Origin of the sequence: Vibrio sp. 1641 (genome assembly GCF_033339995.1) — a bacterium.
Taxonomy (GTDB): Bacteria; Pseudomonadota; Gammaproteobacteria; order Enterobacterales; family Vibrionaceae; genus Vibrio; species Vibrio alginolyticus.
The window spans coordinates 1-597 of the sequence record NZ_JAWOVP010000329.1; the positions used below are offsets into that span (position 1 = coordinate 1).

The 597-nt window shown below is 40.5% G+C and carries 1 protein-coding gene; it reads left to right on the top strand.

Features of this window, described 5'->3' with window-relative positions:
• Nucleotides 1-116 precede the first annotated feature (116 nt).
• A partial coding sequence (locus tag R7Z47_RS25800) for a hypothetical protein (RefSeq protein ID WP_318130889.1) occupies nt 117-597 on the top strand: 481 nt, incomplete at its 3' end.

Below are 597 nucleotides of genomic sequence, written 5' to 3' on the forward strand. Positions count from 1 at the left end.
TACGCACAAAACCGCTACGAACAACTGGCTAACCACTTTGAGCGTATCGATGTCATGACGATTATTTCTCAAGAGCTAGGGCATTTCCGCCCCGATATTACAGAGGTATACCTACGATGATTTGGGGATTTTTGACGGTAATTGTTGTGGGATTGGTATTGCTTTTTGCAGCACCATTTCTTGATTTTCTAACTCCCGATAGCACGATTTGGTTAGTAGACTTATCCAACTCAAATGGTCCTATTTTACTAGCACAAGGCGCAAAAACGCTCTGGTACCAATGGCAATCATGGGTTTACATATTCTTGTTTAGCCTCATGACAGCGTTCATTTTAGGTTTAATTTACAACGGCATTCGCACATTCGCAGATGAGTCGTTACTCAAAGCTAAGAAAGAATTAGCTAAAAAAACGAAAGAGATCGAAAACATAAAACGAGAATACCAAGGTCAAGTTGAGAAGGATATCGTAAACAAACACGCCAAAGAAGCGAAACGACTCAACAAGAAAGAAAACGAGATCTACGCTATCAAGCAGCAAACAGAGAACAAGGAAGTGGCGTTACAAAAGCAAATAAGAATAGTCAATCACGCACACC